Genomic DNA, 14,875 nt, shown 5'->3' on the forward strand with positions numbered 1-14,875 from the left:
AATTTTAATCATGCTCATTTCATATTTTATTGTTTAAATGTTGTATGCGTATTTTAGAAATAACACTTTCTCTTTTTGTCATTTCGACCTTTGGGAGAAATCACACTCGGGATTCTACAAAGATTGGATAATTTACTTTGCGGAATTTCTAATGTGATTTCTCCCTCCGGTCGAAATGACAAGATTGTCAAATCAGTAATTTTTGTTTTTTTTTTAGTTTTTAAAGTATTGTAATTTAATTAATTTTTGCAAGTTGTTTGTTTGCAATTACAGGTTTCCCATTTACGATAATCGTTAAATCCTGATCACCATCTACCATAAAAGTTGTTTCAGTATGACTTACTGTAACCTTTAAAATTTGATGCCTGAAATTGATTTTAAACGAATACCCTTCCCATTCTTTCGGAATTTTTGGAGAAAAATGAAGCTGGTCATTTTTGACACGCATTCCTCCGAAACCTTCTACAATACTCATCCATGTTCCCGCCATTGACGTAATATGACAACCCTCTTTTACTTCTTTATTGTAATCGTCCAGATCCAGTCGGGAAGTTCTTAAATAAAAAGTATACGCCATATCCATTTTGTCTAAAACTGCAGCCTGAATCGAATGTACGCAAGGCGAAAGTGAACTTTCATGCACGGTAAACGACTCATAAAACTCGAAATTGCGTTTTAATTCTTCTCTCGAAAAATGATCTTCGAAAAAATAAAACCCTTGTAAGACATCAGCCTGTTTAATGTATGGCGAACGCAAAACGCGATCCCACGACCATTTTTGGTTAATTGGACGCTGCGATTTATCCAGGTCTTTTACAGGAATAAGTTCTTTGTCCAGAAAACCGTCCTGCTGCAAATAAATCCCTAATTCCTCCGATTTTGGGAAATAAATGTTACCAGAAACTTTTTTCCATTCTTTGATTTCTTCTTCTGGCAGCTTTACTTTTTCGATTATTCTTTTGTGATCTTCAGGATATTCTGAAGCCACTCTTTCAATTTGTTCAGCCGCAAAATCAATACACCATTTAGCAATATAATTGGTATAGAAATTATTATTGATGTTGTTTTCGTATTCATTTGGACCTGTAACACCAAGAATCACGTATTGATTTTTTTCTTTAGAAAAAGAAGCTCTTTGATGCCAGAAACGTGCAATTCCGATTAACACTTCCAAACCTTTTTCAGGAATGTAAGAGTAATCTCCCGTGTAGCGGTAATAGTTGTAGATGGCAAAAGCAATCGCTCCGTTTCTGTGGATTTCTTCGTGTGTGATTTCCCATTCGTTATGGCATTCTTCACCATTCATGGTTACCATCGGGTACAAAGCAGCACCGTTTTTGAAACCTAAATTATCCTTGGCGTTTTCAATTGCTTTATCCAATTGATTGTAACGGTATGTCAATAAGTTTCTCGCAACCTGCTGGTCTTTTGTAGCCATGTAAAACGGAATACAATATGCCTCAGTGTCCCAATAAGTTGATCCGCCGTATTTTTCTCCGGTAAATCCTTTTGGGCCAATATTTAAACGAGAATCTTTTCCTGAATAGGTTTGATTTAATTGGAAAATATTGAAACGAATTCCCTGCTGTGCCTTAACATCACCTTCAATCGTAATATCTGACATTTCCCAGATTTTTGCCCAGGCCTCAATTTGATTTTGAAACAAAGTATCATATCCTAAAGCAACTGCAGATTTAATTACTTTTTCGGCTGCAGCCAAAGTGTTTTCATGATTTAAAGAAACGGTATAACCTCCAATTTTTTGTATGGATGACGTTTGTCCTTTGGCAATAATAGTCCCATAAGTATACTGCACTTTATCAATAGTCGAATCAATTGCAGAAGGCGAAATATGAATATTTTCTCCGTTGGCCAGAATCGTATTGTGCATAAAAGTCGTCACCTTAAAATGCGTCTTAAATGTTTGTGCTGTTACAAAAGCTTCACTGTTTGATTTTTTTACTTCTAAAGGTTCCCAGAATTTTTCGTCCCAATTGGCATCTTCATTGGTTACACCTGCATCAATATACGGTTTGTATACAATTTTGGCATCTTTGTTTAAAGGGGTAATATCATATTTAATGATTCCCGCTTCATCTAAGTCCAAAGAAAGAAAACGACGTACATTCACGGCGATTTCGGTTCCATTTCTTAGAACCGCTTCAAAAGAACGATTGTACCAGCCTTCTTTCATATTCAGTTCCCTGCGAAAGTTTCGAACCTCATCACATTTGTTTAAATCCAGGTTTTCTTCATTGATTTCGATGTTAATTCCGATCCAGTTTGGTGCGTTTAATACTTTGGCAAAATATTTCGGGTAACCGTTTTTCCACCAGCCTACTTTGGTTTTGTCGGGGTAATAAATTCCGGCAATGTAACTTCCCTGAAAAGTCTCGCCGGAGTATGTTTCTTCAAAATTGGCCCGCTGTCCCATAGCCCCGTTACCAAGGCTGAAAAGACTTTCGGAAGATTTAACACTTTCGGCATCAAACCCTTCTTCTATGATGGACCAGTTGTCTGGTTTTATATAATCCTGATTCATTTGTTTTTTTAATTAGAGAATTAGATAATGTGCCAATTTGATAATTACTTTTTTAGGCTATTTCTAATTGCTGATTGTTTTTACTGTTTGATTGATGATTTTTAAAGATTTATTAGTTTGTTTAATTTGATAATTATTCATTTTCTAATTATCAAATTGACACATTATCTAATTGATTATCTTGTCGATAAAGTTTTCATCCACGAAAGTGAAGTCTTTAAAAATATAATCCGCTTCATGTAAAATTGTTTCCTCGCCAATTCCAACACTTGCCATTTCTGCTATGTTTGCTGCCTGAATTCCGGCTACAGAATCTTCAAAAACAATTGCATTTTTGGGATCAATTTTTAATAGTTGAGCCGCTTTCAGGAAAACTTCCGGGTCTGGTTTTGCGTTGCTGACATCGTTTCCGTCAACAATAGCATCGAAGTAAGACAGAATCCCTGTTTTTTCCAGAATAGGTCTTGCGTTTTTACTGGCAGAACCCAATGCAATCCCCTGATTTTTATCTTTTAACAGTTTTAGAATATTTAAAACTCCAGGAAGAATTTCGCTTTCATCCATATCAACCAAATACGATAAATATTCGTCGTTTTTTTGAATCAGCCATTTGTCTTTGTCTTCCTGAGAAGCTTTAACATTGCCTAATTCCAGAATGATATCTAATGAACGAACGCGGCTTACCCCTTTTAAAAGTTCGTTATGTTCATGGGTAAAATTTATATGTAAGGCCTCAGCAATTTTCTGCCAGGCCAAATAATGGTATTTGGCGGTATCGACAATGACTCCGTCAAGGTCGAAAATAAATGCTTTTTTGCTCATTGTAAAAAAGGGATCTTCTATTATGATTTTAAGATAGTATCGTCTACATCTTTTACTTTGTAGACTAATGCAGCAGCGATTAAGAAACTCACTCCGCTGGTGATTAAGGCATAAATGGCGTCCCCATTGTAAAGATATTTTACGATAGGACCTCCGATTAATGCATTTACAATTTGCGGAATAACAATAAAGAAATTGAAGATTCCCATGTAAACCCCCATTTTTTTTGGCGTAATCGAACCGGCAAGAATAGCATAAGGCATAGCCAGAATACTTGCCCAGGCGATTCCAATTAAAATCATTGGTAAAACGACCCAGTCTTCATTTGGCATGAAATAAATGGATATTAAACCTATTCCTCCTATAATCAAAGAAATAGAATGAGTTGCTTTTCTTCCGATTTTTTTAGCGATATACGGTAAGAAAAACAGGGCTACGATGGCAGAAACGAAGTTGTAAACACCAAATAAAATTCCGACCCAATCACCTGCGTTCTGATATTGCTGACTTGAAGTGTCGCTAAGCGGTAATTTGTAAATGTGATGTGCAATGGCCGGAGTTGTAAAAACCCACATGCCGAATAATCCAAACCAGGAGAAGAACTGCACCCAGCTAAGCTGACGCATTGTTTCAGGCATTTTTGCAAAATCTGTAAAAATATCCGTGATTTTTGATTTCTCTTCTGTATCAGAAATCACGTCATTTTGAGGATCTTCAAATTTTGCCAGTTCTTCAGGCGAATATTCTTTTGTAGTAAACATAGTTACCAGAATTGAACCCACCAAAACAGCTGCTCCTATAATAAAGGACAAAGTCAGGTTTAACGGAACACTTCCGGGAACTGCACTGTTTGGTACATCAAACGCATTTGTTAAAATATAAGGTAATGCCGAACCAATTACAGCCCCAAAACCAATTAATGAAGTCTGAATACTGAATCCTGCTGTGCGCTGATCTGTTCTTAAATTATCCCCAACAAGAGCACGAAAAGGCTCCATAGCAATGTTGAAAGAAGCATCCATAATCATTAGCATTCCGGCTCCAACCCATAATGCCGGTAATACTGAAGTGAAAATATTAGCCTGTGGCATCAGAATTAATCCTACCGAAGCCAAAATTGCCCCAACTAAAAAGAAAGGTTTTCGCCTGCCGAATTTTCCCCATGTCTTGTCACTGTAATGACCAATAACGGGCTGTACTATTAATCCCATTAAGGGAGCAATAATCCAAAACCATGAAAGCTCATGGACATCGGCACCAAAAATTTGTAGAATTCTGCTGGCATTTGCATTCTGAAGTGCAAACCCCATTTGTATTCCCAGGAATCCGAAACTCATGTTCCAAATTTCCCAAAAACTTAATTTACGCTTTTCCATTATCGTAATTTGTAAAAATTATACGATAAGCGCTTTGCTTATCAAAACTTACTATTTATTTTCGAAGTAAAAGTAAAAGCTTTGAACTGGGCTGTAAATATATAAATATATTTCAGTTTTTAGTTTTATAAAGGCAAATAAGAGCAAACATTTTTTACTACAAGGTTGTAGTAATGAATTAAATAAGAAAAAAGTACTGTTAAAATTAAAAGTGATAAAGTGAAAATCGAAATTCAGATTTAAAAGCACTATCCCTTTTGATTTTATGATTATTAAAAATTAATCTGTAACTCGTTGGGTGAAATAGAATAAAATAGCTTCATTCAAGGATTAAATCTGATTTTCTCTGCAAAAATCCTTTAAAATCTGCGTGAAATACTTTTGCTTATTAATTTTTCACGCAGATTTACACAGATTAAAGCAGATTTAGAAAGATTTATATCTAAGCTGATGCAATAGAATTGAAAAAAAATAATTTCAGCCAACGGGTTAATCTGTAGATTCTCTTTTTATAAGATGGGTTTCAATTACCTCAGTTGTGTAATTTTCATTTTCCTCTTCATCATCGTCATGTTCAGCTTCCAGTCTTTCAATAAGCATTTTGGCCGCTTTATTGCCCATTTTTTCTCCGCTCTGACTTACGGTTGTAATACTCGGCGTAGAATATTTTGAAATAATTCCGTCAGTAAAAGCAATTACTGCCAAATCTTCCGGAACTTTCAATCCCATTTTATTAGCTGTTTTGATAATCGTTACCGCAAAAAGCTCATTAACAGCAAAAACCGCATCAAATGCCCTTTCGTGCAAAAGCTGACTAATGGTAATTTCGCAGGTATCTACATCTTCAATTTTTATGATTAACTCTTCATTAAAAGGGATTTCATTATCTAAAAGTGCTTTTTCATAACCATCTGTTCTAAGTTTTCCAACACTTACATAATCAACTGTAGTAACAAGGGCTATTTTTTTTCTTCCGCTGTCAATCAGACTCTGAACTGCTTCGTATGCAGCCGCTTTATCATCAATAATTACCTTATCACATAAAATATCATTGGTTACCCGATCAAACATCACGACAGGCATACCCTGATTAATGACTTCGGTGATATGATGAAAATCTCCTTTGAACTGAGTTTCCTTAGAAAGCGACATGATAAAACCGTCGATGCTTCCGTTGGCCAGCATTTCCATATTTAAAACTTCCTTATCAAAAGAATCATCCGATAAACAGATGACCACACTGTATCCATTTTCGTTCGCAACCTGTTCGATTCCGTTTATAACAGTAGAGAAAAAATAATGTACAATTTCCGGAATGATAATACCAATACTTTTGGTTTTTCGGTTTTTTAAACTAAGGGCAATGTTGTTGGGTTTATAGTTGTAAAACTTTGCAAAAGCCTGAACTTTCAGACGTGTTTCTTCTCCAATTTCAGAGCTGTTTCGCAATGATTTTGAGACAGTTGAAATGGACACATCCAGCTCTTTTGCAATCTGTTTTAGGGTCACTTTTCGTTTCATGGTGCTAATTTGAAAAAAATGTTATTGATAATAAAGGTATGCTTAATTTTCATAAATCATAATTTTATTCTTAAAAAAACGGCTTAATATATAAAGTTTTCAACACTACCACGTTTTCGTAAGCCAATAAAAAAGGGCTGATGTTGAGCATGTTAATTAATTCCTAATTTTGAAATTCGAAGTAAAATTAAAAGCTTAACTAACAATCAAAAACTCAAACTAAATTAAACAAAAAGTATGAAAACAATTTCTCAAAAGTTGTTATTTTTATTCCTGCTGTTTCCGTTTATGATGCTTGCTCAGAGCACCTTAAACGGCACAGTTGTCGACAAAGCGACAGGACAGCCAATCCCGGGAGTAAATGTAAATGTACAAGGTGCTCCGGGAGGAACATCGACCGGTTTTGACGGTAATTTTCAATTATCAAATGTAAAAACCGGCAACAAAATTACGGTTTCCTTTATAGGATACAAAACTGCAACCATTGATTATAATGGTCAAAAAACACTAAACGTTTTATTAGAAGAAGATACCAACCAGCTTAAAGAAGTGGTGGTACAGGTAGGTTACGGAACTGTTAAGAGAAAGGATGCCACAGGTTCAGTTTCACAAATTTCAGCAAAAGAATTTAATAAAGGAATAAATGTAACTCCTGAAACACTAATCAGTGGTCGTATTGCAGGTGTAAATGTTGTTGGAGGAGGAGCTCCGGGAGCAAAAGCAGACATCAGAATTCGCGGAGGATCCTCATTAAGTGCTTCTAACGAACCTTTAATTGTAATAGACGGACTTCCGATGAGTAATGCTGTTCCGGATGGCGCAACAAGTGTATTATCTACGATTGATCCAAATGATATCGAATCGTTTACGGTTTTAAAGGATGCTTCTGCCGCAGCAATCTACGGATCAAGAGCAGCAAACGGAGTAATTGTTATTACAACCAAAAAAGGAACAAAAGGCGGTGTCAAAGTTAACTTTAGCTCTCAGGTGGGCATCAATACAGTTGCTAACACTGTAGATGTTTTAAGTGCAGACCAATTTCGTGCTTTAGTAAATGAAAAAGGGACTGATGCACAAAAAGCTTTACTGGGTACAGCAAATACAAACTGGCAGGATGAAATTTTTCATACAGCATTAACTACTAATAATAATATCTCTGCAAGCGGTACTTTGTTTAACAAATTGCCAGTTCGTTTATCTGTTGGAAATGTGGATAATGCGGGTATTTTAAGAAATACGTCTTTTGAAAGAACGACAACATCCATATCGTTAAACCCGGTTTTATTTGATAATCATTTAAAAATAGACATCAGCGGTAATATCGCATTTGGTAAAAACCAGTTTCAGGATGAATCTCCGCTAATCAGCAGTGCCATTACTTTTGATCCAACACAATCAATTTATCAGGAAGGCTCCCGTTACGGAGGATATTTCGAATGGCTGGAACCTAATGGAGACCTGCCATTATTACCAGCAAGAAATCCTGTTGCCAGATTAAATCAGGAAGAAAGAAGAGCTACATCAACCAGAAAATGGGGTAATGTGAGATTAGAATATAAACTACATTTTTTTGAAGATTTAAAAGTAGTAGCCGAGGCAGGTATAGATAAGTTTGACAGCAGTGGTTATAATCAGGCTAGTACTGAAAGTGCTATTGGGTATCAGCCAAATCTATATAGTGACGGTAACTGGGTAAATCTGGGAACTTATACTTCTTATACAGATAATCGCCAAAATAAAAACCTTAACACTTATTTTAATTATACTAAAGATTTAGGAAAGTTTAAAATTGACGCAACTGCCGGATACAACTATCAAATGTTTCAACGAGAAGGATATAATTCTGGTCAGACAACTGAAACATTGACAAGAGCAGATGTCACTACTGATCCGGATATCAATTTACAGTCATTTTTTGGACGTTTAAATTTAGGATACGACAGCCGATATTTAGTAACCGTAAATTACAGAAGAGACGGTACTTCACGTTTTTCTGAAGCTAACAGATGGGGTAATTTTGCCGGAGGTGCTTTTGCATGGAATGTAGCCGAAGAAGCATTTTTAAAAGACAATTCTACTTTGTCAAGTTTAAAATTAAGAGTGGGTTACGGAACGACAGGACAGCAGGATATTCCGCCTCAATATGATTATTTACGAAGAGTAACTTTGGGAACAGTTAATACCCAATATCTTTTTGACGGAGTAATTTACAGAGCTGCAAAACCAGAAGGATACAATCCGGATATCAAATGGGAAGATTTGGCCGAGATGAACGTAGGAGTAGATTTCGGGTTCCTAAACGACAAAATAACAGGAACTGTTAACTATTTCGACAAAAAATCAAGTGATCTTTTGGCTGATATTCCAGTTCCCGACGGAGCAAATATTAGAAATCAGGGATACAATAATATTGGTAGTGTAAGAACAAAAGGGGTTGAATTTAATCTTCAGTCTGATATTATTAAAAACAACAACTTAAACTGGAATTTGGCTGTGAATGCAACTTATATCGATCAGAAAATAGACGATTTAGGGGTTACAGTTCCTGGATTTCAAGGATACATTACAGGTGATATTATTGCCGGAGGAACAGGAAATCAGGTATTGATACATTCTGAAGGATTTGCCCCAAATTCATTCTTTGTATTTGAGCAATTATATGATGCGAACAAAAAACCTATTCAGGGAGCTTATGTAGACAGAAATGGCGATGGCGCTATTACTGATGCTGACCGTTATAAATTTCACAAGCCTACAGCCGATTATACTTTTGGATTGTTTTCTACTTTAAACTACAAAAAGTTTGATTTTACAATGAACTGGAGAGCCAGTTTAGGAAATTACATCTATGATAATGTGAGTTCTGATAAAGGTTATTTGGAAGCAGGTTTAAGAAGACAGACCGATTTGTCTAATATTACTACTGATTATTATAATACAGGATTTACAACTGAAAGTAATTCAAACGGAACAGTGCGTAATTATTCAAATTACTATATCAAAGATGCTTCTTTCATCAAGTTAGACAATATCGTAGTTGGATACACTTTTGACAAATCATTGCTAAAAGCAGCTTCATTAAGATTTACTGCAGGTATTCAGAATGTTTTTGTTCTTACGAAATACGATGGTTTAGATCCGGAGAAATTCAATGGTATAGACAATAATGTTTACCCAAGAGCCAGAACTTTCTTGTTTGGAGTAAATGCAAGTTTCTAATAGTACTTTGAAAATAAAATTTTAAAAAATAAATAAAATGAAAATATCATTTAAATATATATCTTATTTTCTCCTATTGGTTTTAGGATTAAGTATGACACTTACTTCGTGTACCGACGATTTGAATGTGACTCCTACGGATGATGATGAATTTTTGTCTGAAGCTTTCTTTAAAGATCCAGCATCCTATAAACAGGTAATAGCAAAGCTTTATGCAGGTTTGTATGTAGGAGGTAATGATGGAGATGCATTACCTGACATCTCGGGACTTGGAGGTGATTTCAGCAGTTATTTGCGATTATTATTTGTAACACAGGAGTTCCCAACTGACGAAGCAATTGTAGCCTGGAATGACGACGGACTTCCAGCTTTAAATGGTCAGACATGGAGTCCTAGTAATCAGTTTTTATATGGAATTTTTTCAAGAGCTTTTTATGAAATTAGTGTTGCTAATGAATTTTTAAGACAAACTACTGATGAAAAATTAACCGAAAGAGGTGTTGATGCAAACCTGAAAGCAGAAATCGCAACATTAAGAGCAGAAGCTCGCTTTTTAAGAGCATTTTCATATTATAACTTAATGGATTTGTTCGGAAATGTGCCTATTACTACAGAAGCAGATCCGGTTGGACTTTTTTACCCTGTACAAAAATCAAGAGCTGAAGTTTTTGCTTTTATTGAGTCAGAACTAAAAGATATGGACAACGGTCTTGCTGCTTCAAAAACCAATGAATACGGGAGGGTTGATAAAACTGCCGCTAAATTTTTATTGGCTCAAATTTATTTAAATGCCAAAGTATACATAGGAACTGAAAAATTTAATGAAGCTGCAGTATTATGCAACGAAATCATTACAACTTCAGGATATACTTTTGCAGATGTTCCTTACCGTTACCTGTTTTCTGCTGATAATAACAGAAATGGTGCTCAAAGCGAATTTATTTTCCCAGTTGTTAGCGACGGAATTGCCATCAGAGCAACAGGTGGCGGAATGAGTTTTATTCTGCATGCTTCTATTGGAGGAAAAATGAATGCCGGAGATCAGGGAATGAACGGAGGCTGGTCAGGTATCAGAACAAGACCTGAGTTTGTAAAACTATTCCCGGATGAAACAGCTACTGGTGACAAAAGAGGAACTTTCTTTACCGACGGACAAACTCTGGATATTGCTAATTATGGAGTATTTAGTAACGGATATGCCGTTAGAAAATATACGAATCTAAACTCTGATGGTTCTGCTGCTCAAAAAACAGATATTCCGGATACTGATTTCCCAATGTTCAGATTGTCAGACGTCTATTTAATGTATGCAGAAGCAACTGTAAGAGGTGCAGCTTCAGGAAACTTAGCTACTGCTACAGGCTATATCAACAAAATCAGAACAAGAGCGGGTGCTACAACTATTTCTTCTTCAGACCTAAACCTTAATTTTATTTTAGATGAAAGAGGAAGAGAATTGTTTTGGGAATGCCACAGAAGAACAGACTTGATTCGTTTTGGCAAATTCACAGGAGGTTCAAAAATCTGGCAATGGAAAGGTGGTGTTAAAAATGGAAGCGGCACAGATTCATTCCGAGACTTAATGCCTATTCCGTCACGAACTATTCAGGCAAACCCTACTTTAAAACAAAATACAGGATATAACTAACCTTAAAAAATAAAAAAAATGAAAAATATATATAAAATTTTAATTGCATTTGTTGGTGTTTTAGCAGTATCATGTAATGCAGATGATGTAGAAAGCAGACCTGTAGTAGAGGCTGCAACTGCTCCGGTATTACTAAGCCCTAAATCAGATTTCAATCTTGTACTTAAACTTGAAAACGCTGCTGGTCTTGCCACTACCTTTGTTTGGGACGATGCACAATATGAAGGAAGTACAACAGTTGTGAATTATAGCATAGAAATGGCAAAAGCCGGAACGAACTTTGAATCTCCATCTGTTGCGGGTACAACTACAGACAAGTTTAAAAACTTTACTGTTGCAGAACTAAATGCTGCTGCTTTAAATATTGGTTTGGCACCTTTTGCTGAAGGTCAGATTGATGTGCGTATCAAATCTACTGTTGGAGCTGTTGGATCAATTCCTCAAATATCAAATTCTTACACCATCAAAGTTACTCCTTATCCGGCATGGGACAACTGGGGTATAATTGGTAGTGCAACAGCACCAGTTACAGGTGGTGACGGCTGGGGAACTGATGCTAATTTAGATTATAATTCAGCTACTAAAAAATATTCAATCACAATGAATTTAGTTGTTGGTGAAATCAAATTCAGATTAGATGACGGCTGGACAACAAATTACGGAGATAATGGAAATGACGGAACTTTGGATGCAGGCGGAGCTAATATTCCGATTCCAGCAGCAGGAAACTATACTATTGTTGCTGATTTTATTGCAAAAAAATACACCGTTACTAAAAATTAGTAATTTTTGATTCAAGTAAAAAGGCTATCTGCGGGTAGCCTTTTTTTAATCAGACTATCTAACCTCTAACTTTATGAAAAAAAATTTACTAACAATATTCCTGATGTTGTCAGCTGCAGTTTTTGCACAACAACAAACCGTAACTTATTCTGTAAGTCCGGCTACTTTTGAAGAAACAAATTCTATTACCATTACCATAAACGGAAGCAGTATCAATGAAACCACATGGGGAGTTGCCGGAACTCACGAATTATACATGTGGGCATGGGCTTTTGATATTAATGACACTACTTCAAAAGGAACAGCAGACAACGGTTCCTGGACGGCTTCAAGCGCAGGCAGCGCATTTACGTACAATGCAGGAACAGATACTTACACCAAAACCATAACTCCGGCAACTTATTTCAATGCCACCGGAATTGGGCGAATTGGTTTTTTAATCAAAGCCAAAGACGGAACCGGAGATAAAAAATCACAGGATATTTTAGTAGAAGTCGGTACTTTTCAGGTTGCTCTTACTGCTCCGACAGAAAACAGCGCCACAATTTTAGCATCAGGAGCTACTTTTAATATTGCTGCTACCAATACTAATGGTGTTGCGAGTTATGTATTAAAATCAAATGGAAACACGATTAATACAAATGCAAGTACAACAAGTTATTCCTTTAGTCATACTAACATTACTACAAATCAGAGTTATGAATTATTGGTAACGCAGGGAGCTACCACAATTTCAAAAAAGTTTTCGGTTATTGTAAATCCCAATACAGTTTCAGAAGCTATGCCTGCCGGTTTAGTGGACGGAATCAATTATAACACAGCCGATGTCACAAAGGCGACTTTGGTTCTGGATGCTCCTTTAAAAGATTTTGTTTACGTAGCCGGAAGTTTTAATAACTGGCAGCCATCATCGGCGTATGCCATGAAAAAAGATCCGGTTTCGGGAAAATTCTGGCTTGAATTATCCGGTTTGGTTTCGGGAACAAATAATACGTATCAATATTGGGTAGGTGATGCTACTCCTTTGGCCAATTCACCTTCATTAGTTAAAGTAGCAGATCCCTATTCTACTTTAGTTTTATCTCCTTATGATGATGCTTCGATTCCTGCTGCCAATTATCCAAATATGCCGGTTTATCCATCCGGACAGCAATTTGAAGTTACGGTTTTAAAAACCGGACAAACGCCATACAACTGGCAGGTTACCAATTTTACCAAACCGGAAAAAGATAAATTGGTGGTTTATGAGGTTTTGGTTCGTGATTTTGATGCCAACAGAAATTATCAAAGCCTGATTGACAGAATTGATTATTTTAAAAACCTGAAAATAAATGCGATTCAATTAATGCCGGTAATGGAATTTGAAGGTAATGAAAGCTGGGGCTATAACACTTCTTTCCACATGGCTCTGGATAAATTCTACGGAACTTCGGATAAATTAAAAGAATTAATCGATTTATGTCATCAAAACGGAATCGCAGTTATTCTGGATGTGGCTTTAAATCACGCTTTCGGAAGAAATCCGATGGTCAGAATGTGGATGAACGATCCTGACGGAGACGGTTTCGGATCACCAACTACTGAAAACCCTTATTTTAATACTACCGCCAGACACAGTTATAATGTTGGGGAAGATTTTAACCATCAGTCCATCAGAACTCAGAATTATGTAAAACGTGTTGTAAAACAATGGATTGAAGAATACAAAATTGACGGCTTGCGTTGGGATTTAACGAAAGGATTTACGCAAAATTGTACTGCTTCAGACGAAACATGCACGAATGCTTATCAGCAGGACAGGGTTGATGTTTTAAAATCGTACGCAGATTATTCATGGAGTCTGGATCCTACGCATTATACTATTTTTGAACACTTAGGAACTGATTTGGAAGAACAGCAATGGGCAAATTATAAAATTGCAGAATCGCCAAGCAAAGGAATCATGATGTGGGGAAATCTAAACGGTGCTTATAATGAATTATCTATGGGTTACACAGGTAATATTTCGAGAATGACAAGTTCAAGCCGTGGTTTTACTTCGCATCGTTTAATAGGTTATGCAGAAAGTCACGACGAGGAACGCCTGATGTATAAAAATATTCAATACGGAAATTCGACAAATGCTGCTCACAACGTAAAAATACTAAGTACAGCTTTGTCAAGAATGTCGGCTATTGGCGCGGTTTCATTATTAGTTCCGGGACCAAAAATGATTTGGCATTTTGGAGATTTAGGCTGGGATTCTTCAATCTTCACTTGTAATAATGGAACTGTAAACGATCAGTCAGCAACCATTAGCGGAGACTGTAAACTAGACACCAAACCACAGCCACAATGGACAGGAAGCTGGCTGGCAAACTCAGACAGAAATAAAATTTACAATGACTGGGCTAAAATGATTACGTTAAAAACCAAAGAACCGGTATTTTCCGGAACAGCAACAATGGCAAACACAAGTTCTTTATATCCAAACATCAAAATTACCAATGCAGCTTTAAATTCAGCTCAGCTTAAAGATGTTTTGATTGTAGCCAATTTTAATGTAACCACACAAAACGTCGCTACCGGTTTTTCATATCCGGGAACCTGGTACAATTTGATGGACAATTCTACAATAAATGTTACTGATGTGAATGCTGCAATAAGTATTCCTCCGGGAGAATTCAGAATTTACGGAAACAAACAGGCCAGTCTGGCTATTGAAGATTTTGAAAAAGGAAATACGGTGAGTTTGTATCCAAATCCTGTTTCGAATTATTTTACATTGAATTTTGCTGCTGAAAAAGTGGAGATTTATGCTGTTACCGGTCAGTTGGTAAAAAGTTTTACAACTGATAAAAATCCTGATTTTCAATTTGGCGTAAGCGATTTAAAACCTGGACTATATATTATAAAAACATTAGATACGAATGATAAAATCCAGATTATAAAATTCATTAAAAAGTAAATATTTGGTAGATTAAT

Annotated in this window: 8 protein-coding genes; 4 read left to right on the top strand and 4 right to left on the bottom strand. The window is 36.1% G+C overall.

The genetic code is table 11. From position 1 onward, the window contains the following. Positions 1 to 235 precede the first annotated feature (235 nt). From AAEO57_RS03630 to AAEO57_RS03645, 4 genes are all read right to left on the bottom strand, one after another. Positions 236 to 2,542 (bottom strand): glycoside hydrolase family 65 protein, encoded by a 2,307-nt coding sequence (locus AAEO57_RS03630; protein ID WP_341689573.1) that lies wholly within the window; start codon positions 2,540 to 2,542, stop codon positions 236 to 238. Positions 2,543 to 2,710: 168 nt separating this feature from the next. Then, positions 2,711 to 3,364, bottom strand: a complete 654-nt coding sequence (gene pgmB / locus AAEO57_RS03635; RefSeq protein ID WP_341689575.1) for a beta-phosphoglucomutase — start codon at positions 3,362 to 3,364, stop codon at positions 2,711 to 2,713. Between the two features lie 20 nt (positions 3,365 to 3,384). Beyond that, a complete protein-coding gene (locus AAEO57_RS03640) occupies positions 3,385 to 4,740 on the bottom strand; it encodes an MFS transporter (protein WP_341689577.1) in 1,356 nt (451 codons plus the stop codon). A gap of 489 nt (positions 4,741 to 5,229) precedes the next feature. After that, the gene (locus AAEO57_RS03645) at positions 5,230 to 6,261 is read right to left on the bottom strand and encodes a LacI family DNA-binding transcriptional regulator (protein ID WP_341689579.1); all 1,032 of its coding nucleotides are present in this window, start codon (positions 6,259 to 6,261) and stop codon (positions 5,230 to 5,232) included. A gap of 237 nt (positions 6,262 to 6,498) precedes the next feature. On the opposite strand from AAEO57_RS03645, the gene AAEO57_RS03650 reads away from it, so the two are divergent. From AAEO57_RS03650 to AAEO57_RS03665, 4 genes are all read left to right on the top strand, one after another. Next, positions 6,499 to 9,480 (top strand): SusC/RagA family TonB-linked outer membrane protein, encoded by a 2,982-nt coding sequence (locus AAEO57_RS03650; protein ID WP_341689582.1) that lies wholly within the window; start codon positions 6,499 to 6,501, stop codon positions 9,478 to 9,480. Between the two features lie 37 nt (positions 9,481 to 9,517). After that, entirely contained in the window at positions 9,518 to 11,128 is a 1,611-nt protein-coding gene (locus tag AAEO57_RS03655; protein WP_341689584.1) for a RagB/SusD family nutrient uptake outer membrane protein, read from the top strand. 18 nt (positions 11,129 to 11,146) lie between these two features. After that, on the top strand, positions 11,147 to 11,911 hold the full coding sequence (locus AAEO57_RS03660; RefSeq protein WP_341689586.1) for a SusE domain-containing protein: 765 nt from the start codon (positions 11,147 to 11,149) through the stop codon (positions 11,909 to 11,911). Between the two features lie 73 nt (positions 11,912 to 11,984). Then, complete coding sequence (locus AAEO57_RS03665) at positions 11,985 to 14,858, top strand: alpha-amylase family glycosyl hydrolase (RefSeq protein ID WP_341689588.1); 2,874 nt, start codon at positions 11,985 to 11,987, stop codon at positions 14,856 to 14,858. The last annotated feature ends 17 nt before the right edge of the window (positions 14,859 to 14,875 follow it).

This window comes from Flavobacterium calami (assembly GCF_038290035.1).
In the GTDB taxonomy this organism is placed as follows: domain Bacteria; phylum Bacteroidota; class Bacteroidia; order Flavobacteriales; family Flavobacteriaceae; genus Flavobacterium; species Flavobacterium calami.